At 41.7% G+C, this 24,114-nt stretch carries 23 protein-coding genes, 1 other RNA gene and 1 pseudogene; 17 read left to right on the plus strand and 8 right to left on the minus strand.

All coding sequences use genetic code 11. From position 1 onward, the window contains the following. Nucleotides 1-58 precede the first annotated feature (58 nt). Genes rng through FTU39_RS02605 form a run of 5 tightly spaced genes read right to left on the minus strand, consistent with a single transcriptional unit; the run spans nt 59 to nt 4,520 of the window. Nucleotides 59-1,513: a ribonuclease G gene (rng, locus tag FTU39_RS02585; protein ID WP_104852376.1), complete on the minus strand. Its 1,455-nt coding sequence runs from the start codon at nt 1,511-1,513 to the stop codon at nt 59-61. Between the two features lie 39 nt (nt 1,514-1,552). Then, nucleotides 1,553-2,119: a Maf-like protein gene (locus tag FTU39_RS02590; protein ID WP_180051681.1), complete on the minus strand. Its 567-nt coding sequence runs from the start codon at nt 2,117-2,119 to the stop codon at nt 1,553-1,555. After that, the gene (gene mreD / locus FTU39_RS02595; protein ID WP_154320436.1) at nt 2,107-2,613 is read right to left on the minus strand and encodes a rod shape-determining protein MreD; all 507 of its coding nucleotides are present in this window, start codon (nt 2,611-2,613) and stop codon (nt 2,107-2,109) included. The genes FTU39_RS02590 and mreD overlap by 13 nt, the downstream gene beginning before the upstream one ends. Beyond that, the gene (gene mreC, locus FTU39_RS02600) at nt 2,600-3,457 is read right to left on the minus strand and encodes a rod shape-determining protein MreC (protein WP_167846190.1); all 858 of its coding nucleotides are present in this window, start codon (nt 3,455-3,457) and stop codon (nt 2,600-2,602) included. Before mreC ends, mreD begins: the two co-directional genes overlap by 14 nt. Nucleotides 3,458-3,473: 16 nt before the next feature. Next, complete coding sequence (locus FTU39_RS02605; protein WP_004975408.1) at nt 3,474-4,520, minus strand: rod shape-determining protein; 1,047 nt, start codon at nt 4,518-4,520, stop codon at nt 3,474-3,476. Between the two features lie 137 nt (nt 4,521-4,657). On the opposite strand from FTU39_RS02605, the gene gatC reads away from it, so the two are divergent. From gatC to FTU39_RS02625, 4 genes are all read left to right on the plus strand, one after another. Beyond that, entirely contained in the window at nt 4,658-4,972 is a 315-nt protein-coding gene (gatC, locus tag FTU39_RS02610; RefSeq protein ID WP_004975405.1) for an Asp-tRNA(Asn)/Glu-tRNA(Gln) amidotransferase subunit GatC, read from the plus strand. Between the two features lie 52 nt (nt 4,973-5,024). After that, complete coding sequence (gene gatA / locus FTU39_RS02615) at nt 5,025-6,503, plus strand: Asp-tRNA(Asn)/Glu-tRNA(Gln) amidotransferase subunit GatA (protein WP_180051682.1); 1,479 nt, start codon at nt 5,025-5,027, stop codon at nt 6,501-6,503. Then, a complete protein-coding gene (gatB, locus tag FTU39_RS02620; protein WP_180051683.1) occupies nt 6,503-7,978 on the plus strand; it encodes an Asp-tRNA(Asn)/Glu-tRNA(Gln) amidotransferase subunit GatB in 1,476 nt (491 codons plus the stop codon). Before gatA ends, gatB begins: the two co-directional genes overlap by 1 nt. Nucleotides 7,979-8,067: 89 nt before the next feature. Beyond that, nucleotides 8,068-9,018, plus strand: a complete 951-nt coding sequence (locus tag FTU39_RS02625) for a DUF5655 domain-containing protein (RefSeq protein WP_180051684.1) — start codon at nt 8,068-8,070, stop codon at nt 9,016-9,018. A gap of 181 nt (nt 9,019-9,199) precedes the next feature. Here FTU39_RS02625 and FTU39_RS02630 read toward each other — a convergent pair whose 3' ends face one another. Together FTU39_RS02630 and sbmA are read right to left on the minus strand one after the other, a co-directional pair. Beyond that, nucleotides 9,200-10,165 carry a hypothetical protein gene (locus FTU39_RS02630; RefSeq protein WP_180051685.1) on the minus strand — a complete coding sequence of 322 codons (966 nt, stop codon included), beginning with the start codon at nt 10,163-10,165 and terminating at the stop codon, nt 9,200-9,202. Nucleotides 10,166-10,444: 279 nt separating this feature from the next. Continuing rightward, complete coding sequence (gene sbmA, locus FTU39_RS02635; RefSeq protein WP_180051686.1) at nt 10,445-11,641, minus strand: peptide antibiotic transporter SbmA; 1,197 nt, start codon at nt 11,639-11,641, stop codon at nt 10,445-10,447. A gap of 395 nt (nt 11,642-12,036) precedes the next feature. Between sbmA and FTU39_RS02640 the strand changes: the two genes are divergently transcribed. Together FTU39_RS02640 and FTU39_RS02645 are read left to right on the plus strand one after the other, a co-directional pair. Further along, a complete protein-coding gene (locus tag FTU39_RS02640) occupies nt 12,037-12,243 on the plus strand; it encodes a hypothetical protein (RefSeq protein ID WP_004975391.1) in 207 nt (68 codons plus the stop codon). 664 nt (nt 12,244-12,907) lie between these two features. Continuing rightward, nucleotides 12,908-14,266 (plus strand): NAD(P)-binding domain-containing protein, encoded by a 1,359-nt coding sequence (locus tag FTU39_RS02645; protein WP_180051687.1) that lies wholly within the window; start codon nt 12,908-12,910, stop codon nt 14,264-14,266. A gap of 119 nt (nt 14,267-14,385) precedes the next feature. Here the strand turns inward: FTU39_RS02645 and glpK are convergent, their stop codons facing one another. Then, complete coding sequence (gene glpK / locus FTU39_RS02650) at nt 14,386-15,870, minus strand: glycerol kinase GlpK (protein ID WP_180051688.1); 1,485 nt, start codon at nt 15,868-15,870, stop codon at nt 14,386-14,388. Nucleotides 15,871-16,000: 130 nt separating this feature from the next. Between glpK and ssrA the strand changes: the two genes are divergently transcribed. The 11 genes and pseudogenes from ssrA to ssb all read left to right on the plus strand — a co-directional run. Beyond that, nucleotides 16,001-16,360: a transfer-messenger RNA gene (ssrA, locus tag FTU39_RS02655) on the plus strand. Nucleotides 16,361-16,539: 179 nt separating this feature from the next. Next, complete coding sequence (locus tag FTU39_RS02660; RefSeq protein ID WP_180051689.1) at nt 16,540-17,769, plus strand: tyrosine-type recombinase/integrase; 1,230 nt, start codon at nt 16,540-16,542, stop codon at nt 17,767-17,769. A gap of 149 nt (nt 17,770-17,918) precedes the next feature. Beyond that, on the plus strand, nt 17,919-18,776 hold the full coding sequence (locus FTU39_RS02665) for a hypothetical protein (protein ID WP_180051690.1): 858 nt from the start codon (nt 17,919-17,921) through the stop codon (nt 18,774-18,776). Nucleotides 18,777-18,898: 122 nt separating this feature from the next. Continuing rightward, the gene (locus FTU39_RS02670; RefSeq protein ID WP_180051691.1) at nt 18,899-19,114 is read left to right on the plus strand and encodes a transcriptional regulator; all 216 of its coding nucleotides are present in this window, start codon (nt 18,899-18,901) and stop codon (nt 19,112-19,114) included. 1 nt (nt 19,115) lies between these two features. Beyond that, on the plus strand, nt 19,116-19,334 hold the full coding sequence (locus tag FTU39_RS02675) for a helix-turn-helix domain-containing protein (protein ID WP_180051692.1): 219 nt from the start codon (nt 19,116-19,118) through the stop codon (nt 19,332-19,334). After that, nucleotides 19,331-19,699 (plus strand): hypothetical protein, encoded by a 369-nt coding sequence (locus tag FTU39_RS02680; protein WP_180051693.1) that lies wholly within the window; start codon nt 19,331-19,333, stop codon nt 19,697-19,699. Before FTU39_RS02675 ends, FTU39_RS02680 begins: the two co-directional genes overlap by 4 nt. A gap of 8 nt (nt 19,700-19,707) precedes the next feature. Then, nucleotides 19,708-20,103 carry a hypothetical protein gene (locus tag FTU39_RS02685; RefSeq protein ID WP_373686603.1) on the plus strand — a complete coding sequence of 132 codons (396 nt, stop codon included), beginning with the start codon at nt 19,708-19,710 and terminating at the stop codon, nt 20,101-20,103. Continuing rightward, nucleotides 20,096-20,413: a hypothetical protein gene (locus FTU39_RS02690; protein WP_180051694.1), complete on the plus strand. Its 318-nt coding sequence runs from the start codon at nt 20,096-20,098 to the stop codon at nt 20,411-20,413. The genes FTU39_RS02685 and FTU39_RS02690 overlap by 8 nt, the downstream gene beginning before the upstream one ends. Then, a complete protein-coding gene (locus tag FTU39_RS02695; protein ID WP_180051695.1) occupies nt 20,397-23,192 on the plus strand; it encodes a DUF927 domain-containing protein in 2,796 nt (931 codons plus the stop codon). Before FTU39_RS02690 ends, FTU39_RS02695 begins: the two co-directional genes overlap by 17 nt. A gap of 98 nt (nt 23,193-23,290) precedes the next feature. After that, nucleotides 23,291-23,707 carry a hypothetical protein gene (locus FTU39_RS02700; protein WP_180051696.1) on the plus strand — a complete coding sequence of 139 codons (417 nt, stop codon included), beginning with the start codon at nt 23,291-23,293 and terminating at the stop codon, nt 23,705-23,707. A gap of 10 nt (nt 23,708-23,717) precedes the next feature. Continuing rightward, a pseudogene (ssb, locus tag FTU39_RS02705) lies at nt 23,718-24,041 on the plus strand (single-stranded DNA-binding protein); the annotation flags it as partial. Nucleotides 24,042-24,114 lie beyond the last annotated feature (73 nt).

The raw sequence follows: 24,114 nt of genomic DNA on the forward strand, positions 1-24,114 counted from the left end.
CACTCAAAAAAGTAAAATTTCAGATGTAACAACTGTTTAGCGATATCCTGTTACAATTTCAGCTCAGAATGATATCGTATTGCTCTTGCGTATATAAATTTTCCACCTGAAATTTAATCACACGGCTGACAAAGTGCTCTAAATCCGCCACTGCTGGCGCTTCGGCAGTTAACAATCGGTCAATCACCGATGGGTGTGCAACGACAGTAAAGCCACGTTGTGATTCAAATGCGCGTGCATATCTTAAAATTTCTCGAAAAATTTCGTAACACACTGACTCTGCTGTTTTGACATATCCCCGCCCCTGACAAGTTGGACAGGCTTCACAAAGTAAATGTTCTAATGATTCACGGGTGCGTTTACGGGTCATCTCGACCAAGCCCAGTTCAGACACTTGGGTAATTTTGGTCTTGGCATGATCTCGCTCAAGCATACGCTCAAACTGACTCAAGACTTCATCACGATGCTGTACTTCTTGCATATCAATGAAGTCGATAATGATGATGCCACCCAAATTACGCAAACGTAACTGGCGGGCAATGACCTGTGTCGCTTCCATATTGGTTTTAAAAACAGTGTCTTCTAAAGTCCGACCACCGACATAAGAACCCGTATTCACATCAATGGTGGTCATGGCTTCGGTCTGATCAATCATCAGATAACCGCCTGACTTTAATGCCACACGGGTTTGCAACGCTTTTTGAATATCTTCTTCGACATTGTATAAATCGAACAGTGGGCGCTCGCCTGGGTAATGAATCAGGCGATTGTGCATATTGGGCACAAACTCATCCACAAATTCTTTTAATTTGGCGTGAATTTCACGAGAATCGACATAAATTTTGGCGGTGTTATCATTCGCCAAATCACGAATTACGCGTTGCGGTAACGGCAACTCTTCAAAAATCAAAGAAGGCACAGCAATGCTTTTTTGTTTACGCTGAATGTATTCCCACAATTTTGCCAAGTAACACATATCTTGCACTAAGGCCGCTTCATCGACGCCTTCGGCTGCTGTGCGTACAATCACTGAGCCTGGTAATTTATGCTCAGCCTGAATGGTTTCAATGATCCCGCGTAGACGCTCACGTTCTTCACTCGATTCAATGCGTTGTGATACGCCAATATGACTGCCATACGGCATTAGAACCAAATAACGCGAAGGAATGGAAAGATCAGTGCTCAGTCGTGCGCCTTTAGTACCGAGCATATCTTTCATCACTTGCACGGTTAGAATTTGCCCAGGCTGCAATAATTCAAAGACATTCGGTGTAGGTTGGCTGCGCGGCCAAATCATGTCATTGATATGCAAAAAAGCAGTACGCGATAAACCAATATCGACAAAAGCGGCTTGCATGCCTGGCAGCACGCGCACCACTTTGCCTTTATAAATATTGCCCACCAAACCACGCTTGGCTGTACGCTCAACGAATAGTTCATTGACCGTGCCGTTTTGAATTAACGCCACCCGACACTCCATCGGTGTGACGTTAATCAACAACTCGTCAGACATAATAAAACTCAAAACATTATAAAAATTTTTGTGCAGCAGTTAATTTAGTGCCTTAACTGTCTGTAATAACTGTACGGTTTCATAGAGTGGCAGGCCGACAACATTGCTATAACTGCCCTCAATACGCGGAATATAACGTGCTGCGATGCCCTGAATCGCATAAGCACCCGCTTTTCCAATCGGCTCACCTGTTGCCCAGTAGCGTTCCATATCATCTAGGCTAAGCGATTGAAATTCAACCTGTGTACGTACCACTATACTGGATTTTTTCTGTTTTGTACGCACACAAACCCCTGAAAAAACATCATGTTTTCGACCAGAAAGTTGTGACCAAATGGCAAAGGCATGTGCTTTGGATTCTGGCTTGCCCAAAATCTGCCCATCTACGCCTAGACTGGTATCGGCAGCAATCACAATAGCATCAGGAAATAGCCGTAAAACCGCATCGGCTTTGGCACATGCCAACCGCTCAACATACACGGCAACATCTTCGCTCGCTAAAATAGATTCATCGATGTCTGGACTGTAAATTTCAAATTCCAGCCCAAGCTGTTGCAGGAGTTCCCGACGGCGCGGTGAACTTGAGGCAAGAATTAAATGCGCCATTTTCGCAAGAAATAATACAGCACAGGCCAGAGCAAAATACTACTCAGCAAAGGTTGCCAATGACGGGCAAATGGGAACTGAATCCCACCCATGACTTGCATCACCCAAATCAGGGCGAGGTGAGCCAAAATTGCGATTACACTAATGACCCATAAATTCGCAAACGTCATAATACGGCGCTCACGAGTCAGGAAACGCGCCACAAAAGTAATCACCACAAAACTCAAGGCATTCATGCCCAAAGGTGCATCGAGGAGCAAGTCTGCAAACAAGCCTGTACCAAAGGCAAACCAAATACCACACCAAGTTGGTTGCCCAAGCACCCAAAACAAGGTCACCATCAACATAAACAATGGTCGCCAACCCGAGCCTGTATAAGACAGCGGATACACCATGAGTACAGATGCAGCAATTACAGAAAAAATAATCGGAAATAGTGGATCTTTATTCTTGTTTTGTCCGAGTCGGGTTTGTCCAATTTTAGCGATTGGCATTTGGCTGCTCCTTCGCTAAAGATTCTGAGAACAGCACCACCACATGATGACCACCCGCCAATTGTGCTGCAGGCATCACATCAATTTGTGCAAACTCACCAGAATTATGTCGGCTGATTTTGGCAATGCTTCCAACCAAATATCCTGCAGGGAAATGCTCGCCCAAGCCTGAGCTATAGACTTTCTCTCCAACCTGAATATTGGCACTGGTCGGTACATATTCCATTTTCAAACGCCCTAAATCGCCCGTACCCGACACAATGGCTCGCATGCCTGTATGTTCCAAACGCACTGAAAGTGAGTGTTCTTTGTCAGAAAGCAACATGACACGGCTACTGTGTGGATACACAGCAATGATCTGCCCCATAATGCCTTTATCATCCAAAACGGTTTGCCCGACTTTGAGCTGATTTTGTGAACCACGGTTAATCACAATAATGTGGCGCAAAGGATCGGCATCGGTACCAATTACTTCAGCAATTTCCATGCGTCCATCAATGATTAGAGGCGTATCGAGTAGACCACGCAGGCGGGTATTTTCTGCAGAGAGTTCAGACAATTTTTGCAAACGGACTTGAGCCTGTAATAGCTCTGCCTGCATCGCGGTATTTTCACGACGCAATTGAGCCTCAGACTTACTTTGTTGACTTAGCCATTCTCGCGACAATACAGGATAGCTTGCAAGGGCATAAATTGGATTATATGCCGCATACAAAACATCACGTGCAGGTTGAATTACATGCGGGACACGCCAGTTAAAGAACAGGATGACCAAGCAAGTAATGACCGCAATTATAAAAGAGCGAAAAGATGGCGGTTGTCTGGAAAACAGATTTGTTTGCACCGCCGAATCCTATGTATTAGCCAACAAATAACATATCGTGGTTTGGATTATCAAAGAATTCCAAGACCTTGCCACCACCGCGGGTAACGCAAGTTAATGGTTCTTCAGCGACTACCACAGGCAAGCCAGTTTCTTGTGCCAAAAGCTTGTCTAGGTTACGCAATAGCGCACCGCCACCAGTTAACACAATTCCACGCTCTGCAATATCGGAAGAAAGTTCAGGTGGAGTTTGTTCCAGTGCAGATTTTACTGCCGATACAATGCTTTGTAACGGATCAGAAATGGCTTGGGTAATTTCATCAGAAGTTACAGTAATGGCACGTGGCACACCTTCTGCCAAGTTACGACCACGTACTTCAATTTCCAGTGGTTTAGCACCTTCATCTGGCAATGCCATGCCAACTTCTTTCTTAATGGTTTCTGCTGTGGTTTCACCAATCACACAACCATGTGCCTTACGCACGTAGTTAATGATTTGCTCATCAAATACATCACCACCAATACGCAATGAATCTGAATAAACACAACCTTGTAATGAAATGATCGCGATTTCTGTCGTGCCACCACCAACATCTACCACCATTGAGCCACAAGCTTGCTCGACAGGCATACCTGCACCAATTGCTGCTGCCATTGGCTCTTCAATTAAACGTACATCACGTGCGCCCGCATTAAACACGGCTTCACGAATGGCACGGCGCTCTACCAAAGTAGATTTGCATGGTACACACACCACTACACGCGGTGCAGGTGGGAATAAACGTTTTTCATGCACTTTGCCAATAAATTGGTTCAGCATGGTTTCAGTCACTTCAAAATCAGCGATAACACCATCTTTCATTGGGCGAATTGCAGAAATGTTTGCAGGGGTACGACCCAACATTTGTTTGGCATCAAGACCGACTGCGGCAACAATTTTCTGTGAACCGCTGTGACGAATTGCCACAACTGTCGGTTCATTTAATATAATGCCTCGTCCTGGCGCATAAATAAGTGTATTTGCTGTACCTAAATCAATGGCTAGGTCTGGCGAAAACAAGCCAATTAGTCGTTTTAGAATCACGGAGTCGTTCTCGATTAAACTTTATGTGGACGCAAGTTGGCAACTTTAACTAAATGTGGTGCGTTGAACAAGTCAATCGCTTATTATAACGCACGATATTTTGAAATTTTTTATTAATACTGATTTTAGGTGATGTTATGTCTACCTCGGATGCTCAGCATTCTGCAGATTTAAATGCACAAACAGTTTCAGCAATTGCCCATCTTGCTCGTCTTAAACTCAATGATACGCAATCTGCTGAGTATGCTCAAAGTCTAAATAAAATTTTAGGCATGATGGAAAGCTTAAAAGGCATAAATACCGATGACGTTGAGCCTTTAAAAAGCCCATTTGACCACCCTCAACCATTACGTGAAGACGTCGTAACCGAACAGAATCATCGTGAGCAATATCAAGCTGTTGCCCCTGCAGTTCAGGATGGCTTGTACCTTGTTCCACGTGTGATTGAATAATTTATTCGGCTGTTACATTTTGACTTCATAAAAAGGTAAAAGAATTTTTCTCATGACAGATTTACATCGCTTATCGATTCGTGAAATCTCTGAGGGTTTAGCGGCAGCCAAATTCTCCTCTCGCGAACTAACAGAACATTATTTAAAACGTATTGCCAAAATTGATCCGCAAGTGCGCTCTTATGTCACCGTGACCAATGAAGTAGCACTGGCACAGGCGGATGCAGCCGATGCATTACGTCAGGCGGGTCAAGCGACAGCACTGACAGGTATTCCTGTTGCACATAAAGATATTTTTTGTACCCAAGGCATTAAAACCTCTGCGGGTTCAAAAATGCTGGACAATTTTATCTCGCCTTATGACGCAACTGTGGTGGCACAAGGTAAAAATGCAGGTTTGGTCACTTTGGGTAAAGTGAACATGGACGAATTCGCAATGGGTTCAACCTCTGAAAGTTCGTTCTATGGCGCGACCAAAAACCCATGGGCACTTGACCATGTACCGGGTGGTTCGTCAGGTGGTTCTGCTGCTGTCGTGGCGGCTGACCTTGCACCATTTGCTACAGGTACAGATACAGGTGGTTCAATCCGTCAGCCTGCGTCTTTCTGTGGTTTGACTGGTCTCAAACCAACTTACGGACGTGTTTCACGTTACGGCATCATCGCTTATGCATCATCTTTAGATCAGGCAGGCCCAATGGCACGCTCTGCAGAAGACTGCGCATATTTAATGAATGTAATGGCAGGTCATGACGCCAAAGACTCAACCTCTATGGATAAAGCGGTTGAAGATTATGTGGCGAACCTGAATGTAACAACGCTCAAAGGCTTACGCATTGGTATTCCGAAACAATACTTCAATGTGGCTGGTTTAGATGCTGCGGTGAAAGCACGTGTTGAAGAATCACTAAAAAAATTAGAAGAATTGGGCGCAGTATTGGTTGAGATTGACCTCAACATGACTGAAAGCTACGTGCCAACTTACTATCTGATTGCCCCTGCAGAAGCATCGTCCAACCTTTCTCGTTACGATGGTGTACGTTACGGCTACCGCGCAGAAAATCCTCAAGATATTTTAGACCTCTACAAACGTTCACGTTCTGAAGGTTTTGGTGCAGAAGTGCAACGTCGTATCTTGATTGGTACGTATGCTCTTTCTGCGGGTTATTACGATGCTTACTACGTGAAAGCACAAAAAGTCCGTCGTTTAATTCAGCAAGACTTCTTAAAAGCCTTTGAACAGGTCGATGTGATTGCAGCACCAACTGCACCAACAACTGCCTACAAAATTGGCGCGTCTTTAGACCCTGTTGAAATGTATTTGGGTGATATTTACACCATCGCGGTGAACTTAGCGGGCTTACCTGCAATTAGTGCGCCTGTTGGTTTTGACCAAGATCACTTGCCTGTAGGTTTACAATTGATTGGCAATTACTGGTCTGAATCACAACTGTTATCTGTGGTACATCAGTATCAACAAGCGACCGATTGGCATACTCAACGCGCTGCAATTGCTGAGGAGAACGCATAATGGCGAAGAATACTGCTAAACCAAAATCAAACCTGATTGATGGTTGGGAAGTCGTGATTGGTATTGAGATTCATACTCAGCTTGCAACCAATTCTAAAATTTTCTCGGGCTCATCAACCGAATTTGGTCAAGACCCAAATACGCAAGCCAGCCTTGTTGATTTAGCTATGCCGGGCGTCTTGCCTGTGCTGAATAAAGAAGTGGTGGATTTGGCAATCCGTTTTGGCTTGGGTATTGATGCCTACATCGACCAAGCCTCTGTATTTGCACGTAAAAACTACTTCTACCCGGATTCTCCAAAAGGCTACCAGATCAGCCAGATGGATAACCCGATTGTAGGCTTGGGTCATATCGACATCCAACTTGAAGATGGCACGACCAAACGCATTGGTGTGACCCGTGCGCACCTTGAAGAAGATGCAGGTAAATCGATTCACGACCAATTTGAAGGCATGTCAGGTATTGACTTAAACCGTGCAGGCACACCTTTATTGGAAATCGTATCTGAACCAGATATGCGTTCGGTTGAAGAAGCGGTTGCTTACATTAAAGCGATTCACACACTGGTTCGTTGGTTGGGTATTTCTGACGGCAACATGGCTGAAGGTTCGTTCCGTGCGGACTGTAACGTGTCGTTACGTCGTCCGGGTCAACCCTTCGGTACACGTTGTGAACTTAAAAACCTGAACTCATTCCGCTTTATTGAACAAGCGATCAATGTTGAAATTGAACGTCAAATGGAAATCTTGGAATGGGATGGCACCATTGATCAGGAAACACGTTTGTTTGACCCTGTGAAGATGGAAACGCGTTCAATGCGTTCGAAGGAAGAAGCCAACGATTACCGTTACTTCCCTGATCCAGACTTGTTGCCTGTGATTATTCCTGATGCGCAAATTGAAGCCATTAAAGCGACTATGCCTGAGCTTCCTGCTGCACGTCGTGCACGTTTCGTGGCGGACTTTGGTGTAACTGAGTACGATGCTCACGTGCTCACATTGACTCGTGAAATGTCAGAATTTTACGAAGCTGTGGTTGCTGCGGCTGGTGGCGCGGCACACGGTAAAATTGCAGCAAACTGGGTGATGGGTGAATTCTCAGGTGCACTCAATAAAGCAGGTTTAGATTTGGCAGACTCTCCTGTATCTGCCGAGAAACTTGGCGGTATGATCGCACGTATTGTGGACAACACAATTAACGGTAAGATCGCGAAGCAAGTATTCGGCTTTATGTGGGACGAAGGCAAATCTGCGGATGAAATTATTGCTGAAAAAGGCTTGAAACAGGAAACTGATACAGGCGCGATTGAAGCAATCATCAAAGACGTACTTGCTGCGAACGAGAAGATGGTTGAAGAGTATAAATCTGGTAAAGACAAAGCTTTCAACGGTCTTGTTGGTCAGGTAATGAAAGCTGCGAAAGGCAAAGCCAACCCTGCACAAGTAAATGAGTTGATGAAGAAATTGATTGGTTGATAATTGACTAATTCTTTGTTTTTATGAGATAAACCTCACTTCGTGTGGGGTTTATCACAATATACTTTTAAATCATAGAATGACTTAACATGCCAATATTTGAAATTAAAGATCAACAACAATTACAAGTTGTAGAAAAAACCAACTTCTTATTAGAAAAAGATCTGCAAAATTTAATTGAAAAGAATTTAATCCCTGTTTTTAATTGCAAGTTTATTGCTAGTGAGTTTTCAACTGGTGCAATACATGCAGGGCGCATTGATACACTCGCATTATCTGAAGACAACAACCCCGTCATTATTGAATATAAAAAAGTAGAGTCATCCGAACTCATTACTCAAAGTTTATTTTATCTACATTGGATTCAAGACCACAAAGGTGATTTTGAAGTCGCAGCTAAAAAAGTTTTAGGGCAAAACATTGAGATAGATTGGTCTGATATTCGCGTTATTTGTATTGCACCAAACTATAAAAAGTATGATTTACATGCAGTACAAGTGATAGGTGCAAATATTGAACTATGGCGTTACCAGCTATTTTCTAACCAAAGCCTATATCTCGAAGAAGTATTTCATACAGCCACATCAAATGCTCACGCTTTAACACATTCAACCGATCAGCCTACAAAAAATCCTGTGATGGTTGCTGCAGGAAAAAAAGCTGCAATTACCAGAAGTATTGGACAATATTCAATAGATGACCACTTAGCAAATAAGCCTAAAGAAATCATTGATCTGATCGAAGCTTTACAGGAGCTTATGATGCAAATTGATGAATCTATCGAGGAAATTCCTAAAAAATATTATATTGCTTATAAAAGCACTCAAAATATCCTAACTGTAGAAGTCCGAGCAAAAAACTTAAAAATTTATTTAAAATTAAAGCCTGAAGATATACCTACAAATACATCAAATTACCGTGATGTTTCCAATATTGGGCATCATGGAGTTGGCGATGTTGAATTTACAATTTGCACAATTGAAGAATTAAATGCAATACAGTCTTATATTGAACTTAGTTATAATAAAATCGGTGGATAACCCTTTTTATTCATACAATAAGAGTTTTTTTAATAGCAAAGGCGATTTATAAGTACACCTAGTTAGCAAACTTACTTGCAGCTTAGGACGTGTGCAATACTTAATGTACTTTTAATCTCTACTTGCTAATAAGCATTACTTAGCAAGTGCACAAATAAAAATTTAATGTGAGGCAATCACCTCACTTCATTCCTCTCAACATATTCTTAGCCCCTGCATGATTATAATTATTGGCTAAATTCTGCAAAATACGTTTTGCCTGTGCATCTGAATTTGGAAAACGACTCCGATAACTCGAAACACCCGTTAAACAACGTGCCACCAACATACCAGATTCTGTATAAATACGTGTACCCTCTGCGCCCTGTAACTTGCCATAGTTATAAGCACGTTGCGCATTATTACAGGCATTAATTTGATTACGCCCACTGTTTAAATCACGACGTGCCGCCACATATAAACGTGTCTGTTGCTGTTGTGGTGTTTCGACCACACGTGGTGGGGCTGTTTTTACTGGTGCAGTCACTGGCTCTTTTTTCTCTTCAGGTTTTTCCTTCGCTTCAGCAACTTTGGTTGCATTAGTTGTTTTTGGATTACTTGGAGCTGCTTTAGGTACGGCCTTTGTAGGTGCAGAAGCCGCGCGGTAAAAGCGTCGTGCTTCATCTTCAGACATTATTTTAGTAACCAAACTCACCACTCGCGCTTCACCACGCTGTTCCAACTGGCGCTCTGCCACAGGTTCAATAGATACAATCCAACTTTCGCCCTGATTACCTACACAGCGGTATGCCCCAATCCCCTGTTTTACATCTCGATAAGTATTGAGTAGTTTTTTAGACCATGCATTTTTGACTAAACTCATTGAGCTTTTATAGGCCAGCGTTAAGCGTCCATTTTGTGACTGACAATAGCTGCCCATATATTTACGTGGAATCATAGATTCAGCAGGCTGATCTTTGCGCTGTGGCCCCCAATAATAGACATATTCTTTAGCGGCACCACTGGGCTGATTTAAGTTTTTTTGAACAATCAGTTCTTGTGCAGATGCAAAATGCTTCACCGAATTTGGGCTAAATTGATCAACTGTTGCACAACCAAATAATAGGCTGCCAATTCCCCCAATCAAGAGTAATTTTTTGCAGGTCACGTCTCAATTCTCAATTGTTTTTATATCAATGAAAATATATGAATTGGGGCAAAATAACAAATACAACACCTTGATTTTATAGTTAATTAATCATAATTTTATTTGAATCAAGTTTGATATTTTTATAAAACAATCCAATTCATCGCAGTTTTTTATGATTTTGAACACTAGCACCAGTATTATTTTTATACAACTGTTCAGATCAATTTATATTTGGCAGTCACCACTCTAAACATGCGAACGCGACATCCACAACACTTATGAATGTCGCCATCAAAACTATTGATCCAAGGTCGATTCAAATGCTTTTAAACGCTTATGAATAGACAAGAGCTCAATAATAGTCGGCCAAGACGCGATGAGGTACTGGAACGACTCACGGACTTTGCCAAATACGTTGGCGATTTGCATCATCAAGCCCAAGGTAATTGCCCCTGCGGCAATGCTTGGGAATAACACAAATAAGCCGTAAATATTGTCTAATTGCATATACCAAATGCGTACCAAGTTAAAATAGGCATAGTGGAAATATAAACGGAAATAGTTCAAACGCACTTTGCTAAACAGTTCTTTTAAACTCAGCGGATCAGCACGTTCAGCGTGATCTTCACCATAAACCAATTCTTTACGATATGCAGCTTCGACTTTTTGGTTGTTAAATTCCAGACCTGGTAACTTCGCACCCACCACAATTAACACCACCGTACCAAATACTGCCCAGCCAACAGCCGCCCACACTAAGGCATACGGAATTTCCCCCACTATAGGCAGGGCTTTGACATGCACAGACAAACTAAACAGCACAGGTAAAAATGCCAACAAAGTCATTAGGGCTTCGACTAAATTTACCCCTAAAGTTTCCATGGTTCTGGCAAAGCGCATGGTATCTTCTTGAATACGCTGTGAAGCCCCTTCAATATGTCTGAGTTTTTCCCAATGTGCGGTGTAATAATTATTCATTGCCGTACGCCAACGAAAAACATAGTGACTAACAAAAAATAAATTCAAAACCATTAAGGTCACTGCCACCATGGCGATGTATAAAAAGGTCAGCACACCTGCATAGAGTTCATTGACATCTCCACCGCCACTACTGAGCATTTTTTGAATCAGGTCATAAAATGGGTTGTACCAAGCATTCACCACAACATTGACTTGTACCCCAAACCAAATATTGAACAGGATGAATGCCGATCCCCATACCGACCAACGCTGCCACGGGTTATTAGATTTAAATTTCCAAAAGGTGGCAAAAATAGTGGTTGATACAAAAAACCAGAAATAAAACCATAAAAATGCAGGTGACCAAAAACGACTGACATCAATGGGTAATGTTGCTTCGGCATAACCTTGTGGGAAGCCAATCCAACTGCCCCATGCGCTACCGCCTGAATACCACAAAGCCAGATTAATGGCGAACCAAACAAGCAATGAAATAAAAAACCACTTTGGATTTGGAAAAAATGACTTAAACATGCAGACAAAAAGCCTTTATTTTTTAAATTGGAATGTAAAACCCAGTGCCTTCACCACTTAAAAAAGCGTGAATGGATACTTTAACTTTTATACTTTATACGCTGTTTTTTCAGCAATAATTTTATTTTTATACTGAAAACTGTAAATTTCATCAATCGGCTATATTTTACTGCGCTGTTCATTTGCCATTCATCTAAGGAATTACATCAAATTTCAATTTCTTATATTTTTAAAATGTCAAATTATGAAGTATTGGGCAAATTTATTGCGATTTTTTGACCAACAATTCAAGTACAAAATATTTAAACCCGACACAAATTTACGATTTTGTGTAGATTATTCATCAATTTACTATATAATACAGTTGATTAAAAATAACTCATTTAGGGTGCGGTATGGAATCTCCAACAGAAAACATTGCTATTGAGCTACTTGAACCTATTGTTCTACGTAAAGAAAACTGCGCACCAATTGAATTCGAGCAAGGTACAATTTTAAAAGTTTTATTGGTTAATCCTAACTCCTACTTGGTTACCGTAGACGACGAATTTAACTTTACTGTCTCTTTAGAAGATGAAAATAAGGTGTGGCGTAAACTTTAATTACTGAGTCGCCACAAACTTTAATGATTGAATGTACGCAAAGCACATTCAATCATTAGATAAAGCTTGATAAATACGCTACTGCTTTCATGGCTTATAAAAACTAAACTTTCATTACACCTATCAATCACAGCATCCTTTTAATTTTTCAGAAGTCCACTTCGGGTATGGCTCTCTGAAAATGTTGCCTAAGATTCAGTTTTCAATCCTCTGTATATCATTGTAGATTTTGCAACAATCTCATCAAAATCACCTTTATATTGGGCAAAATGAGATAAAAATTAGCTTTAAATTTTCATCTTATTTTCTCTATAAAAATCAATAAAATATACCAATTGATCAAACCAAAACAACAACAGCAATGACTTTAAATTCACTTTTACAACTAAGCAAAACCAAAATTAATCAAAAATTATGATAAGATCATGCTTCTTGTAAAACACATTTTTTTATAAAGATGAGTTGCTTAAGCAATTTTTACTGTCTTTAGTGTGTTTTATTTTTTCTATTTTTTTAATTCACATCCTATTTTGACAAGATCTACTTGATCTCTAAATTTAGGATTGTATTTGCTTATTTTTATAATGCGGATATTTAAAATCCTGAATTGTGTCACTCAAAATTGGAGAAGTAATTAAGAACTCAAAAACTAATGGAGATAGCAATGGATCGAATTGCAATTATTGGCGCTGGCCCAAGCGGCATGGCCCAATTAAGAGCGTTTCAGTCAGCAAAGGCCAAAGGTCTACAAGTTCCTGAAATTGTATGTTTCGAAAAACAAAATGATTGGGGTGGACTCTGGAACTATACTTGGCGCACAGGTATAGATGAACATGGCGAACCTGTCCACGGCAGTATGTACCGTTATTTATGGTCAAATGGCCCTAAAGAAGCGCTAGAATTTGCCGATTATACTTTTGATGAACACTTCAAAAAACCAATCGCGTCTTATCCGCCACGCGCAGTGTTGTGGGATTATATTCAAGGTCGTGCAGAAAAAGCACAGGTGAAAGACTTAGTCCGCTTTAATACCGCTGTTCAGCATATTCATTATGATGATGCGACGCAAAAATTTACGGTTGATGTCGAAGATTACGCACAGCAACGTCATTATTCAGAACAGTTTGATTATGTTGTGGTGGCCTCTGGGCACTTTTCTACCCCGCGTGTCCCTGTTTATGAAGGCTTTGATCAATTCCATGGTCGTATTTTACACGCGCATGATTTCCGTGATGCACTGGAATTTAAAGGTAAATCAGTGCTGTTGGTGGGCAGCAGCTACTCTGCCGAAGACATTGGTTCGCAATGTTATAAATACGGCGCCAAACAAATTTACAGTTGCTATCGCAGTAAAGCCATGGGCTTTAAGTGGCCCAAAAACTGGTCTGAAAAACCACAATTACTGCGTGTAGATGAAAATACTGCTTATTTTGGTGATGGAACATCGGCCAAAATTGATGCCATTATTTTATGTACGGGCTATTTACACCACTTGCCGTTTATTGAAGATGGCTTGCGCCTCAGAACGCATAACTGCCTTTATCCACTAGGTTTATATCAAGGTGTGGTTTGGGAAAAGAATCCTCGTTTGTTCTATTTAGGCATGCAAGATCAATGGTACACCTTCAATATGTTCGATGCGCAGGCATGGTTTGTCCGTGATGTGATTTTGGGCAAAATTGCGTTGCCAAGCATAGACGAAATGCAAAGCCATACCCAAACCTTGCATGAAAAAGAACAACGCTTAATGAGCGATGAACAATCTGCACGTTTTCAAGGGGATTACATCAAACGCCTGATTGCGCAGACCGACTATCCATCTTTCAATATTGATGCAGTACACGATATTTTCATGCAATGGAAAAAGCATAAAAAAGAAAATATTATGGGCTTTAGAGATAAAGTTTATCGCTCAGTGATGACAGGAAAAATGGCTAAACCGCATCACACACCATGGCTTTATGCACTAGATGATTCTTTGGAAAGTTATCTAGAAGATGAAGCTCAACGTGAGGCAATGTAAGGCGTAATCTAAAAGATCAAAGTAACGAAAAAACAGCTACAAGCCTCAAAAGTTTTGCTGATGAGGCTTGTGGTTTAAAGATTTATTTCAACTTAGCGTTATTTTAGAAATAGCGCTGATTATAAGTCTGACTTAGCACGTTTTAAGGCTTGTTGCCAACGCGCTAAATGTTCTGCACGCTCTGCTTCATTCATTTGGGGTTCAAATACCCGATCTAACTGCCAAGATGCTGAAATTTCAGATAAGTCAGAAAATACACCCGCCTTTAAACCTGCCATAGCTGCTGCTCCCCAAGCGGTTGATTCCAACATTTTAGGACGTAACACAGGCACATTTAAAATATCGGCTTGGAATTGCATCAACATATCATTTTGACTAGCACCACCATCGACTCGAAGCTCTTTCAGTGGATGATCTAAATCGGATTGCATCGCAGTGAGTACATCCGACACCTGAAATGCAATGGATTCCAAGGCAGCACGGGCAATATGTGCCTTGTTGGTGCCACGTGACATTCCACATAAAAGCGCTCGCGCTTCACTGTCCCAATGTGGCGCACCAAGCCCTGTAAATGCAGGAACTAGCACTACACCATCGCTAGAAGTTACACTATTGGCAAGTTGTTCCACATCGCTGCTTTTTTGGATAATACCCAAACCATCGCGCAGCCATTGCACTACAGCACCTGCCATAAAAACACTGCCTTCAAGGGCAAAATGGGTTTGATTTTGACATTGCCACGCCAAAGTAGTGAGTAACTTATTTTGGCTAAATTGCACCTGATTGCCTGTATTAAACAACATAAAACAGCCTGTGCCGTAGGTATTTTTTGCTGTACCAACTTCAAAGCACGATTGCCCAAACAACGCCGCCTGCTGATCGCCTAAAATACCTGTAATTGGGATATTCGCCCCCAATAAACCCGTTGCGGTATCTGCAATATAGCTGTCGGATGCAATAATTTTAGGTAAAACTGATGCGGGAATTTGAAATAATTCCAGCAATTCTTCATCCCAAGTTTGGTGATGTAAATTCATCAACATCGTTCTTGAAGCATTACTCGCTTCAATGACATGCTCTGCGCCTTGGGTCAAATTCCAGATTAACCAACTGTCGATGGTGCCAAAAGCCACATGCCCCTGCTGTGCCAATGCTTTTAATCCATCGACATGCTCAAGCAGCCACACCAGTTTGCCTGCACTAAAATACGGATCTATACGCAGACCTGTTTTTTCCTGAATCAATTGCATCTGATTATTTTGAATCAAGTGATGACACCAATCAGCCGCACGACGATCTTGCCAAATTATTGCAGGCGCTAATGGTTTGCCTGTGCATTTATCCCACACCACTGTGGTTTCACGTTGATTGGTCACACCAATTGCGCGAATGTCTTTAGCCAAAATACCTGCAGTCGCCAGAGCCTGTTGCACCACTGCAATTTGATTTGACCAGATTTCTTTGGCATCTTGTTCCACCCAACCTGAATGTGGGGTCTGAATATGGGTTTCTCGTTGTGCCGTTGCCTGAACTTGTCCGTGTTCATTGAAGATGATGGCGCGACTAGAAGTTGTGCCTTGATCGAGTGCCAGTAAATAACTCATATTTTTTATTGTGTTTGACTTGAAAAATAAAATATTATCGCAATTATGTAACTAAGCACATCGAAATGTGTAATTGTGCAGAAAATACATCGTAATTTTTGCCAGCTATGCTATGATTGCGCTGTGATATGGGGGTGTTATTGGCTTCGACGCTGATGATGAAGCTCATAGATGCATGCCGAGAGCGCATTTTCTCTCGTAAATCAAATTTGCATTAAAATAGTCGCAAACGACGAATCTTACGCTCTAGCTGCCTAAGGGCCGCTTGTCCGCTTCACTGAATACTTGTGGTCAGTGAACCCGACTGAAGCGCACGCACACAAGTCCGTATAGAGTTGAGCCTCGGGACTTTATACCAAACTTAGAGGATCGCACTTTAAACCCTGTTCGTCGGGTCTTAGAGTGTTAAAACAATAGACGATATCTAAGCATGTAGTATTCTCGAGTGTAGTGTTGGCGGACGCGGGTTCAACTCCCGCCACCTCCACCATATACCTAACAAAACATGGCAGAATATGCCAAGTTTTAAAAGATAAAGGCTTGAATCTTAAGGGTTTAAGCCTTTTTTCTTGCCTAAACATAACTAAATATAACTAGCCACAGGGATACATGCCATGTATCCTAGCGTGTATCCCCTCATATTTATTGAACTGGCAGGGATACAAGAAAATGAAACGAACAGACATAAAACGCAGACCACTAGCAGACACCGTACTTGCAACCCTTGAGCCTGAATCAAAAGAATATCGGGAGCTAGACGGCAACGGCTTATATTTTCGTGTCAAACCTGATGGTAATAGATCGTGGCAACTACGATATAAAAAAGCTGATGGTAAATGGTCATGGTTAGGTATTGGTGGCTATCCTGAAATATCAGGACAGTTAGCACGTAAAAAAGCGCAAGAACTTTTAAGCGACATTTCAAAAGGTGATAACCCCATCATCACCAAACAAGAACGCAAGCGAAAAGAGATAGAACAGCACAGTGCTACTTTTGAAGTCTTAGCTCGTGAATGGTTAGACACAAAAAAGGAATCATGGGTACAGGACACCATGACCCGAAATAAAGGCGCACTGGAAAAACACATATTCCCGATTTTTGGGAAACGCTTTTACACCACCATAAAGCCTATTGAATGGATGAACTTATTAAAAAGTATTCAGCAAGAGAAAGGTATTTTTGAACAGGTGAACCGTATGCGCTCGATGTGTCGTGACATTTACGATTTTGCAAAGGTCACTGGACGTATGGACTACAACCCAGTTGAGGGCATTCAAAAATACTTACAGCAAGGCAAGAAGCAAAACATGTTGCATGTGGCTGAACCTGAGTTACCAGCCTTATTGAGAGCTATCAATAATTATCCGACTATGGATGTGCGTATAGGCTTGCAACTTTTAGCTATGTTGTTTTGCCGACCAACTGAACTAAGACAAGCCAAGTGGCAAGAATTTGATTTAGAGCAAGGCTTATGGAATATCCCTGCTGAACGTATGAAGAAACGCCGTGAGCATCTTGTACCGTTGCCAACTCAAGCCACTACCCTATTAAAAGAATTGCAAAGCTATGAAACCAATTCTGAATACTTATTTCCGAGCAGATCGGACAAGAGCAAGCCAAAGTCAGACACAGTTTTCATTATGGCTTTGCGCCGTATGGGTTATGAGGGCAGACAAACCCCACACGGATTTAGACATATTGCGAGTACCTTGTTAAACAATCGTGGCTTTGATGAACGTCATATTGAAGCAGCACTGGCACACGTAAAGGACGGTGTGGCAGGCGTATATAACAAGGCTCAATATTTAGATGACAGAGCAAGCATGATGCAATGGTACGCCAATCATTTAGAAGAAGTTGCAGATCAGAGCATTATTCAGTTTAAAAAAGCACAGTGACAAGGCTTGTCGCACTACTAGCCAATAAATGCACAATTATAGCTTAATATCGTTTATATTCAGATTGCTAAGTCTAGGTTAGCTCCCGAAAGTCGGACACCCAATCCGATTGGCTTAGCATCATTTTGGGGGATGCTGTGGGGGGCATTATGAGTAAACAAGGTGTTGTTAAATTAGATTTTTACTTTGATAGTAATTATATAGATTCACTATTTGATGAGTACAGAGAGCTTTTTGAGCAAATTAATACAGAGATAGAGTTTTATGAAGACCAATTTAAAGAAAGCATAACTCAATTACATCCAGACGACCCACAAGAGGAAAAAAATAAACTATATGATGCGGTTATAAGCTCTTATAACCCTCAAATTGAGTTTTCTAGGTATGTAATAGCTACACAGGTACACGCAATCAAAGAGGAGCTAAATGAAAAATTAGTGCATTATCTTGGTGATAATTTTGAATATTTTTCAACTATGCACGAGAGCATGTTTTATGGGGATAATCCTAAAGCACAAACGAAAGAAGCTATTAAAAACATAAAAAAAATGGAAGTACCATACATTTTTGATAAACAGCCAATTATTGAGATTGAGCTAACTGTTAGAGTTTTACATGCTATCCACATTTTAAAAGAAATTGAACAAGCCGTGAAAGCTGACAGTAATGCCCCTTTATTTAAAATATCATTGCTTATGAATTATTATCAAAAATTAACACCTGCATTCAATGATATTGAATACTACAAAGCGACTTTGGCAATATCGAACAAGCATAAACAAACGATAAATAGAGTAAATAATGAGAGCCAGTTAAAAGAAAAAGCCTTACAGGTTTTTAAAGATGGACATCCAACCCAAAAAAGGAAATGGAAGAATAGAACTGAATTTAAAAATTATTTTTTAGTGAAGCATAATTCATCCATAAACGATGAAAAAAAATGGGTAAAAGATGCGACCCTTGATAGATGGATTAAAGAGTTTTTTTCAAGTGAATTTCAAAATTAAAGTTAGCTAGAAAAAACATGAATTTGCTAGCAATCACACCTAAATACTAGCTATGAAATTTTGTTAAGTTATTAATTTCTAAATACTAAGCCCACTATATTTTTGTATGAGTGGGCTTTTTTATGACTATCACACCAATCCGCGTTCAATTCAAAACCGCTTGCCAAATTCTTGATGTAAGCCGTGAATCATTGCGCCATATCGTGCGTACAGATGCCACCTTTCCCCGACCGATTAAGACTGGCGACACCAAACAAGCCCCAGTCTATTTCGACTATACCGAGCTTGTAGAGTGGCACAACAAGCAGCGTTTAAGCCTTGCAGCTATGGAGGCTTAACATGAACAAAACTACTCAAGACCAAACCATCCTAGACCACCTTAAAAGCGGTAGAAGCATTACCGCCGTTGAGGCTGTACGTTTGTATAACTGTTACCGCCTAAGTGCGAATATCGAGCGTTTACGCAAAGCAGGCTACGACATTGTGACCCACCATGAAAAGAACAGCCGAACCACTGGCAGACATGCACGTTATGAACTTCGGGAGGTGGCAGCATGAATAAGCATATTGACCCTGAATTTTTTAAAGCCTTTGACCACTACAAAGCAATGGTGAAGCAATACGGAGATGACCACCCCATCACCGAGCAGGCACTCATTTTAACAATGCACTACACGCCTGAGCATATTAAAGAGGAAATGCACCAAAAGGCTAAGGAATTAAACCTATTGCCACCGCCAAGCGGTTACACGGATGACGGCGAACCCATGTACCGCCTAGAGGACATTGCCAAGCATTTTGGCATTAGCTTTGAAGAAGCAGAGCAGCATTTATTGCAGATGATGGATAACCGCCAAAAGGTCGGCTTATCGAATGATGGGATTTTGATTAATCCCAACACCAATTTTAACCGTGTGCAGTAGGTGGAAGCGTGAAAGAGCTATTTTTTGAAATGTTTAAAGGACTACTTCTAGGCATGTGCTTTGTTTTGTTTTGCTTTGTTATTGCAAGTCTAAGCCGTTCCGCTTATGCTGTAGACCTCTCAAAAACCGTTAGCGTCACCCCACAACGTCATTGTGGTTTTATTGTGCCTAAGTTTTGCAAAGCCTCTCAAGCTGTGCAGAAAACAAGCGCAAGCGTTTCAGCTACGCATACAAGGCTGCAATCCCTCTATGGGGAGTGGACACTGCAAAATAAAATACCCCTTGTGGGAAATATGCAGGGCAGAACTAACGGTCTGAGAGTGGCACTCCCTACCAGTTTTATTTATCAAAATGAGCTGGCTTTTACTCAAAAACTACCGTTAGGAGGCAATCATCATGCCTAATCAAAATCAAAAAACCGTTTCACTTGTTCATTATCTTGCTGATGTTTCAGATGCCTACTCACTTGCTGAAAGTGATATGCACTGGATGAGTACAGCTATATCGCATATCCGTAAAGAAGTCAGAAAACTTAATGAGTTGGCTAAAAGTGGCAAAGAGGTCACACAGTATCATTTTGGCGAATTGATGCAGCATATAGACATGTATGAATATCTTGCCGAGAACAGACATAACCAACATGCAGAACTAGCAGAGAGTTACACCGCCAAGTATGAAGCAGCTAAAGGGGGTGAACATGACACTACACCATGACACCCCCGAGCTACTCAAGCCGTTGGATATTCTAGCGCAATGCACAGAGCTTACGCCAACAGATGAGGCATACATTGAGCATAAACTCATACAGCGTTTTGGCAGTCCTGAACAAAAGATTCATGTTGATGACAGCATTGTCACCATCAACGGCGTTAGCTATGACAGTCCTATTGTTTTGCCTATCTACAATGGGCATCTTGAGCTTGTTCAATGTGCTGTGATGCAAGACAACAAGCCTGTGGCAGTCATTCCCGATGGATTGGCTAAAGGCTTTGCAAGGTATGGTCATTTTGACCATGCCAAGCCCATTATTGTGACCTACAACCTTGAGGCATTTTTTAAGATTGCTCAAACAGGGTACGCCGTTGCTTTGGTGCTACTCCCGACTTTGTGCAACTCAACTCTACCAGTGTTAAAGCCGTTTGATTTTAAGCAGATGCAATTTGTGATTAATCAATTAACACAGGCAGGCTATCAGCAGCTTTATATGCCTATCAGACCTGAACACCTAGAGGCATTTAAACCACTGGAAGAAAACACCGCCGTTAGATTGTTGAATCAATATCAAGATGACTTTGCATGTGACTTGTCACAGTACGAAAGCGTGGAGGATGTGCAGTCATTTTTAAATGATGCGATTGAGCAACTGCCTAAAAGTGAGGTATTGCCTAAAGGACATTTAGCCAAGCCGATGAAGTGGGAAAACGGACATTTCCACATTACAGAGGCAGGCTTATATTTTGTTGAAGAAGATAAAAACGGCATAAGCCATAAGCGTTTTATCTCAAGTCCTGTATTGGTCACAGCAAAAACAAGGGACGACTCTAGCAACAACTGGGGTGTGTTGCTTCAATGGAAAGATGACAACGGCGTAAAGCATATTCAAGCCTTGTCAATGGAGTTATTTCAAACAGACGGCGCAGACCTACGCAAAGCCTTAGCCTATCAAGGCGTAACGATTGCACCCGACCAACGAGCAAGAAACCTTTTCCAGTGCTACCTAATGAGCTATCGAGCAAACCGTTATGCCTTATGTGTAGATCGTGTGGGGTGGCATGAAAATGTGTTTGTATTGCCTCATGTGCAGATCGGACAAACAGCCGATAATGATTTAATTGTTTATCAGGCAAGTAACACCCTAGATAACCGCTATCAGAGCAAAGGCACGTTGGCACAATGGCAAAGTGATGTAGCGCAATTGGTCGCAAGCCATAGCTTGTTAGTGTTTTCTCTATCTACGGCGTTTACTGGGCAGCTACTCACACCACTAAATCAACAAGGGGGTGGCTTTCACATTAAAGGCGGTTCATCTAAGGGAAAAAGCACAGCCTTAAACTTGGCTTGTTCAGTATGGGGAAATCCTGAAAACTTCTACCGTACATGGAGAGCAACAGGCAATAACCTAGAGCATACCGCCTATATGCACAATGACGGCTTTTTAGTGCTAGATGAGATTGGGGAAATCAATAACCCGAAAGAGTTAGGAAACATTGTTTATATGCTTGCAAATGGCATGGGCAAAGGTCGCATGACTAAACAAATTACAGCAAAGCCAATGCACCAATGGAAAGTTATATTCTTATCTAGTGGAGAAAAAAGCCTTAAAGACATCATGCAAGAGCAAGGACAAAAGACCAAGCTAGGGCAAGAGATACGCCTTGCTGATATTGATATAGACCAATCAGAGCATGGCATTTTTGACTGTATAGACTTTGCAGAGGATGGAGCAAAACAGTCCATTGAACTTACTAAGCGTTTAAATCAATCCTACGGCGTGGCGGGTATTGCATGGCTTGAATATATCACCAGTCACAAGGCGCAAGCGATTAAGCAGGCAGAACAGCTATTAGAGCAGTACAGAGAAGCGTTAGCAGCCCATCATACGCAAGGGCATATTGTACGAGTGGCAAATTATTTTGCCCTTGTAGCCGTTGCAGGCGAATTAGCAACTCAAGCCAACATTACAGGGTGGAAATCAGGCACAGCGTTTAACGCCGTACAACAGGTATTTAATCAATGGTTAGGCAGTTTTGAGCAGGTCGGAGATTTTGAGGACAGGGAAATGCTTGCACACGTTAAGGCATTTTTTGAGGCAAACGAGTCTAGCCGTTTTGAATCTATTACACCCGACCCCGACCATGCAGAGCGCATTTACAACCGTGTTGGCTACTGGAAGATAGAGAACGGCGAAAAAGTCTTTTATGTATTGCCTGAACAATTTAAAAACGAAATTTGCAAAGGCTATGACAGCAGAAAAGTTGCAAGGGCATTGCTTACCCATAACCTGTTAGAGCATGACACAGGTAAGAGCGTTAAAACTGTTCGCCTACCATGCCGTAATCTTGCCGTTAAAGTTTACGCTATTAGGGAGAGTATCTTTTCACAGGAAATAGATATTTTTGAGGGTAACAAAGGTAACAAGGGTAACAGCCTTGATTCTAAAGGCTTTGAGCTTGTTACCCAAGCCAAAATAGAAAAGGTAACAAGGGTAACAAGTGGGGTAACAGGGGCAAGCAATACAGCCGTGTTACCTGTGTTACCTAACCAAAATAAAAAAGGTAACAAGGAAAACCCTAGTAATATCAATAGTGTTACCTGTGTTACCCATGTTACCCAAGAAAAACAGTCTTTCCGTGATTCACTCAGCAGCAATGCACCTGAATCAGCATCACATGGAGAACCCCCAACACCAAAAAAACAGGTAAAGGCTAAAGCATCACCGCCTAAAGAAGTGATAGACACAAAAACAATTGATATGTTCGGGGGTGGCGTATGAACATGCAAAAAGCACTACACATAATTCAGTTGGCGAAGTCGTACCAGTGCAGATTGTTTATCGCTCCACCTAATCAATTGAGATGGGAAAGTCCTGTCATGCCACCTGATGAACTACTGGAGGAGTTGAGAGCCAACAAACCCATTTTGATTGAGTACCTGAAACATACAAGCCGTGACCTATCAATATTGGTTAAACGTGCGCTAGATGGCTACCATTGGCTGCTAGACCGCAAGCGCACCCATTACCGCTATAACGGTGTACCTATTGTGACCGCACGTATAGCAGCAAGCGAATGGAGAGAAACAGTTAAGAGCGTGTTAAAGGTCAATGATGCTGAGTTGCATATCATTGAGAGATTGCTCATTCAAAGCGAGCAGCTTGTATATTTTGACCATGCAAAAACATTGCTCACTACCCCCGACCAACTAGAACATGACTACATGCCCGATGACAACACAGGGGCAGCATTTAATGCTTGGTTATCTATGCCATGCGAATTTATACACAGTTGAGAATTGAACAATGCCAAACGTGAACAAAGCAATCGTGATGGGTGTACTAGGTCGTGACCCTGAAACCAAGAACTTTCCTAACGGTGGTAGCGTTACCAATTTTAGCGTGGCAACTACTGAACACTGGAAAGACAAGACCACTGGAGAGCGCAAGGAGGCTACAGAATGGCACAGAATCAGCACCAACAACCGTTTAGCCGAGATTGCTAGCAAGTACCTCAAGAAAGGCAGCAAGGTTTATATTGAGGGCAGCTTGCGTACAAGGAAGTGGAAAGACCAAAGCGGTGCAGATCGGGAAGTCACAGAAATAAAAGCCGATGTTCTGCAATTGCTGTGATGCTAGATAACTCGGTATTAATTGATAGCTCCCTAAATATGGGGAGCTTTTTTTATTGGCTGAATGGTCA

The sequence above is a fragment of the Acinetobacter sp. YH12099 genome (assembly GCF_013419195.1).
GTDB lineage: Bacteria > Pseudomonadota > Gammaproteobacteria > Pseudomonadales > Moraxellaceae > Acinetobacter > Acinetobacter towneri.

What these genes read in the sequence shown, in the direction of transcription:
- rng (WP_104852376.1), bottom strand. Translation starts at nt 1,513, where the DNA reads ATGTCTGACGAGTTGTTGATTAACGTCACACCGATGGAGTGTCGGGTG.
- FTU39_RS02590 (WP_180051681.1), bottom strand. Translation starts at nt 2,119, where the DNA reads ATGGCGCATTTAATTCTTGCCTCAAGTTCACCGCGCCGTCGGGAACTC.
- mreD (WP_154320436.1), bottom strand. Translation starts at nt 2,613, where the DNA reads ATGCCAATCGCTAAAATTGGACAAACCCGACTCGGACAAAACAAGAAT.
- gatC (WP_004975405.1), top strand. Translation starts at nt 4,658, where the DNA reads ATGTCTACCTCGGATGCTCAGCATTCTGCAGATTTAAATGCACAAACA.
- gatA (WP_180051682.1), top strand. Translation starts at nt 5,025, where the DNA reads ATGACAGATTTACATCGCTTATCGATTCGTGAAATCTCTGAGGGTTTA.
- gatB (WP_180051683.1), top strand. Translation starts at nt 6,503, where the DNA reads ATGGCGAAGAATACTGCTAAACCAAAATCAAACCTGATTGATGGTTGG.
- FTU39_RS02625 (WP_180051684.1), top strand. Translation starts at nt 8,068, where the DNA reads ATGCCAATATTTGAAATTAAAGATCAACAACAATTACAAGTTGTAGAA.
- sbmA (WP_180051686.1), bottom strand. Translation starts at nt 11,641, where the DNA reads ATGTTTAAGTCATTTTTTCCAAATCCAAAGTGGTTTTTTATTTCATTG.
- FTU39_RS02640 (WP_004975391.1), top strand. Translation starts at nt 12,037, where the DNA reads ATGGAATCTCCAACAGAAAACATTGCTATTGAGCTACTTGAACCTATT.
- FTU39_RS02645 (WP_180051687.1), top strand. Translation starts at nt 12,908, where the DNA reads ATGGATCGAATTGCAATTATTGGCGCTGGCCCAAGCGGCATGGCCCAA.
- glpK (WP_180051688.1), bottom strand. Translation starts at nt 15,870, where the DNA reads ATGAGTTATTTACTGGCACTCGATCAAGGCACAACTTCTAGTCGCGCC.
- FTU39_RS02660 (WP_180051689.1), top strand. Translation starts at nt 16,540, where the DNA reads ATGAAACGAACAGACATAAAACGCAGACCACTAGCAGACACCGTACTT.
- FTU39_RS02665 (WP_180051690.1), top strand. Translation starts at nt 17,919, where the DNA reads ATGAGTAAACAAGGTGTTGTTAAATTAGATTTTTACTTTGATAGTAAT.
- FTU39_RS02670 (WP_180051691.1), top strand. Translation starts at nt 18,899, where the DNA reads ATGACTATCACACCAATCCGCGTTCAATTCAAAACCGCTTGCCAAATT.
- FTU39_RS02675 (WP_180051692.1), top strand. Translation starts at nt 19,116, where the DNA reads ATGAACAAAACTACTCAAGACCAAACCATCCTAGACCACCTTAAAAGC.
- FTU39_RS02680 (WP_180051693.1), top strand. Translation starts at nt 19,331, where the DNA reads ATGAATAAGCATATTGACCCTGAATTTTTTAAAGCCTTTGACCACTAC.
- FTU39_RS02690 (WP_180051694.1), top strand. Translation starts at nt 20,096, where the DNA reads ATGCCTAATCAAAATCAAAAAACCGTTTCACTTGTTCATTATCTTGCT.
- FTU39_RS02695 (WP_180051695.1), top strand. Translation starts at nt 20,397, where the DNA reads ATGACACTACACCATGACACCCCCGAGCTACTCAAGCCGTTGGATATT.
- FTU39_RS02700 (WP_180051696.1), top strand. Translation starts at nt 23,291, where the DNA reads ATGCCACCTGATGAACTACTGGAGGAGTTGAGAGCCAACAAACCCATT.